The following is a 4,848-nucleotide window of genomic DNA, read 5'->3' as shown; positions in this document are numbered from 1 at the left end:
CCAAAATCCCGCATCGTGGCCAGAAATAAATTGACATGCGGCCAAACTCAATTATCTCACGGATTTAGGGTAGAGACTAATCTTTGCCAACTTTCGACTTTTTTTGGCGATCAGTATTAAATTGAATTCCTGGTTTTTTTAATCTTAATCTAATTGCTTTTCAAGAGGCATCCCGTAATCACAGGATAGCGGAAACGTCTACATTGATTACACTATTCGAACGGGTGGATCTCCACCATCCATCTTTCTTCAAACTCAACCAGAAATTCTCATTCAAACCACTTAAACCCGGGCGTTTGGATTCAAACATTCAATCTGCTCGAAAACCCTATATAAGCTATGACTCAAATTACGTTCTCAAAACTCAATGCTTTAAAATATCTGCAACGCTTTGTGCTGGTATTCAGCTTGATGGGTGCACCGGCCCTGTTCAGCCAGGAAGACGCAGACGAAGAGAAAGTCTTCGAATTAAGTCCATTCACAGTAGAGTCCGACGAGACTGTTGGTTATATGGCCACGACCACTCTTGCTGGGACTCGGATTAAGTCGGATCTAAAGGACATCGCTAGCTCCATTAGTATTTACACCAAGGAATTCATGCAAGACACCGGAGCCACCAGCATTCAAGAACTGCTGGTTTACACAACAGGAACGGAAGTGGCCGGTCTGGGTGGGAATTTCTCGAATGAAAGGGACAATGGCGGCTTCGTTTTGGACTTTTCCGGGGAAAGATTTACCGCTAATTCGACCACCCGCGTTCGCGGTCTGGCGGCCGCCGACAACACCCGCAACTATTTTTCATCCGTCATTCCCCTGGATTCTTACAACATTAGCCGGGTGACCATCAATCGGGGCGCTAACAATATTCTGTTTGGTCTGGGTAGTCCAGCTGGCATTATTGACCGCTCTCTGTCCCGTCCCATCAACAGCAACGCCAATGAGGTGAGTTTTCGTGTAGATAAATATGGATCGCTTCGTGGCACATTCGATGTCAACCGTGTCCTGGTCGAGGACAAGGTGAATGTCCGCGTGATAGGACTGCATGACTGGCGGCAGTTTCAGCAGATCCCCTCCTTTGATAAAAGCAGGCGTCTTTACGGTGCGCTGGATTACCTGCCATTCGAAAATACGACCATTCGTTTTAATGTCGAAGTGGGTGACCGGGATGGCAGTCCCGAAGTGCTGGCACCCCCGCGCGACCGATTAAGCTACTGGTGGTCCGAGCTGGACCAACTCACCGTAGGTCCGGGAGAATCGAACCAGCCGCAACCCTTTTTTACCGATATTGCAGCAACCAACCGCAATCCGCTGTTTTTGAACAACGTAGGAGCTACACAGCCGTTCCTTGGAGTCATTAGTCTAAATGAGGGGACTGGCCTGCAGGGTGCGATACTGCAGGAGGGCGACCCACTCTTCAATCAAGTTCCGGCCAATCAGCGTAACAATTACCGTCCGCGCTTTATCACGGTAAATGACCCGAATCGCGTAAACCGCGCCGCCAATCCCGGAGTGGACGCAGCGGATTATTCCCGCAGCCTGCAAATCACCGATACTTCGGTCTTCGATTATAACAATGTTTCCATGTCCGGTAGAAACGACCGCCGCTTTAATGATTTTACTGCCTTTAACATCGCTATCCAACAAGAGCTCCTGGAAGGGGATCTCGGGTTTGAGCTCACTTACGATAAACAGGACTTTGACAGCGGTTCTTTTGATTTGATTGGTGGTGGTTTCCGCAACCGAAACATAGGGGTGGACATCAATGAAGCTTTCGCCGACGGCACGCCCAATCCCAATGTGGGCAGACCGTTTGTGACCGCCAGGCCTGGCTGGAGTGAAAACCACAATGAATTGGAAACCTCGCGGCTAACGGTTTTTTATAAATTTGATGCCGAGGAAAAGCTGGGAGGTATCGGCAAGTGGTTGGGTAAACATACGCTTACCGGGCTCCTCGACCAGTCGAAACTCAAGACACTCGACACCAACGGTCCCGCCATGATTCTGGATACCGATTTTGGAGATGACATCGGGTATGCACCCGCGAATAACATAATCAACGGTTGGTTATGGTCGCAGAATTTGTACTATATCGGTGATTCTCTTCTCGGCGCAAGTTCGGCTAGAGGCGCTAATCTTCCAGGTCTTCCCGCCCATGTCGATTTGCCGAATCAGGTGGACATGCTGTTTATCAGCACACCAACACGTGATTTCGAAAGAGGTACCTACAATACTCTCCTTTATCCTGAGAATAAAAACGTCCTTGTCAGTGGCGCAACCCGGGAGAGGAATGAAACGGAGTCCAGGGCTCTGGCCTGGCAGTCACATTGGTTTGACGAAATCCTGGTCGGCACCCTTGGGTGGAGAAACGACAAGTTCAAGAACTATGATGCCGGGCAGGCGCCGCAGGACTTTCGCGGTTCCCGTCAGATTGGCGCCAATGACTTTAAACTGCCGACGACGCCCGACATCGACACAGAAGGCAACACCTTCAGTTGGGGCTTGGTCGCCCACACTCCAAAAGGGTGGAAAGAGAATATGCCCATAGGCATGGATATCAGCCTGCATTACGGGGAATCTGAAAACTTCGCTCCCAGTGCGGTTGCGCGTAATCCTTTTGGCGGATTCTTTAGTCCACCCAGCGGGACGACCGAGGACTATGGAGCAACTATTTCCCTGTTCGATAACAAGATTATAGCCCGATTTACCTGGTATGAAACTGTCCAGCAAAATCTGTTTGATAACCGTTTGGTAGGACCCTATCTCTGGTTTTTCTACCAGGTTCCACAACAAGTCTATAACAACAATCCAACTGCGGACGTGCTAGCTGCCAATTTCGAACTGCCGGTTCAAGCGATTCAGGATGCTTATCGTTGGAATTATATAACCAACCCGGACGGGTCGATAGCTATTGATGGCGAGGGTATCGGCGCAGGGGATGTCATTCAGGCCGTATCGAAAGGTTTCGAAATGGATCTGACGGCTAACCTGACCCGCAATTGGAGGGTGTCTGTGAACGCCGCCCAACAGGAAGCGGTCAGAACGGGTACAGGGCAAACAGGGATAGACGAAGTCAACCGTCTGGCCGCGGCTTGGCTTGGGAATCCCGCGCAGGGAGATTTGTTGGAAAACAACAACAATCCTGTCAGAGGACGGATAACTCAACAGTTGGCTCTTTTCAACAATGCTCTGGCGAACGATGGTCAAAAGGCCAATGAACTACGAGAGTGGCGTATCAATATGGTAACCAACTACACCTTCTCAAACGCCAAGTTAAAAGGATTCGGACTGGGTGGAGCGATCCGCTATCAATCAAAAGCCGCCATTGGCAACGAACTCAGAACCGATCCTGAATTGGGTGTGATTCCAGATATTAGTAGACCCTATTTTGGTCCCAGCGATACCAAGGTTGATACCTGGTTCAGCTACAGAACCAAGTTTATAAACGACATTGATTGGATACTTCAATTAAACATCCGCAACGTATTGAACGAGAAAGACCTGATCCCGACCTGGTATAATCCGGACGGAACCGGGTTTACATACGCCTCGGCCAAAGAACAAGACTGGTTCCTGACTTCTACGTTCAAATTCTGACAGGTTAAGCAGGAAGCGATACAATCTGGGGCTCGGCGCTCCCGGTATTAATGATGAAGAACAACGAGTCGGAGATTGAAACAGTTTGAGCGGTGTCGAGGTAGTAGCGGTACAGACTCTGACCGGTTCCTTCTCTTGAGTTGTTGAATTTTTAATAATGAGTCTCACCGCAGTCAGTGAGCCGATAAATTAATCCAATTTTTGATACACAAATATGTTTTTCCCTCCACTCAATTCAAAGACCGTAAGCGGAATCTATTTCCCGTTTTTAGCCGTAATTAGCTGTTGCTGGACCGCCGGGCTTTTCGCTCAGGCCATAACTGACAAAGAGCAGACTGACACGATTTGGGGAAAGACGTCCGTGGAAAAAGATCGGTTGATCAAGGATCACCAATGGTACCAGGAGTCCAAGTTTGCCATGTTTATTCACTGGGGCTTGTACTCGGAAGCGGCAGGAGTTTGGAAAGGAAAGAATTATTTTGGCATTAGTGAATGGATAATGAAACGAGCGAAGATACCGGTTCGAGATTATGAGACCCTAACAAAGAAATTTAATCCGGTTGAATTTGATGCGGATTCAATTGCTCAATTGGCGGTGGATGCGGGGATGAAGTACATTGTGATTACCTCCAAGCACCACGATGGGTTTGCCATGTATCATTCCAAGGTTAGCAAGTTCAACATCGTGGATGCCACACCGTTCGACCGGGATCCACTTAAGGAACTTGCCGAAGCCTGTAAGCGGCATGGATTGAAGTTGGGTTTTTATTATTCCCAGTCGCAGGATTGGCATGAAAAAGATGCGATTGGAAACACCTGGGATTTCAAGGAAGACGACAAAGATTTTCAAAAATACCTGAATGAAAAAGCCCTTCCTCAGATCGAAGAAATTCTCACCGGCTATGGGGACATCGGACTCATCTTTTTCGACACGCCTGCTGGTATTTCACGCGAACAGGTGATTAAGCTGAAAGAACGGGTCGCTCAGCTCCAGCCAAACTGTTTGATCAACAGTCGCATTGGCCAGGGCTTGGGAGACTTCGCAACGCTTGGAGACAGTGAAATTCCCGATCATATCCGAGAGGGTCTTTGGGAAACTCCCGATACCCACAATAACACCTGGGCTTACAGTAAGTTGGATATCAATTGGAAAAGCGATACGGAGATAATACACCGCCTGATTCGGGCGTAGGCCGATAGGGTCAATAGTCTATTGTCAAGTTTTCCCAAGAGGGGTAGAACGCATCGGGCCGC

2 protein-coding genes are annotated in these 4,848 nt (G+C 48.7%); both read left to right on the top strand.

Annotation, left to right across the window (positions count from 1 at the left end; translation table 11 throughout):
• The first annotated feature begins 339 nt into the window (after positions 1-339).
• Positions 340-3,594 carry a TonB-dependent receptor plug domain-containing protein gene (locus O3C43_24670; protein ID MDA1069683.1) on the top strand — a complete coding sequence of 1,085 codons (3,255 nt, stop codon included), beginning with the start codon at positions 340-342 and terminating at the stop codon, positions 3,592-3,594.
• Between the two features lie 214 nt (positions 3,595-3,808).
• Positions 3,809-4,786, top strand: a complete 978-nt coding sequence (locus O3C43_24665; GenBank protein MDA1069682.1) for an alpha-L-fucosidase — start codon at positions 3,809-3,811, stop codon at positions 4,784-4,786.
• Positions 4,787-4,848: the final 62 nt, after the last annotated feature.

It is taken from the genome of Verrucomicrobiota bacterium (assembly GCA_027622555.1).
Classification (GTDB): domain Bacteria; phylum Verrucomicrobiota; class Verrucomicrobiia; order Opitutales; family UBA2995; genus UBA2995.
This window is presented reverse-complemented; position numbering and strand designations above follow the sequence as displayed.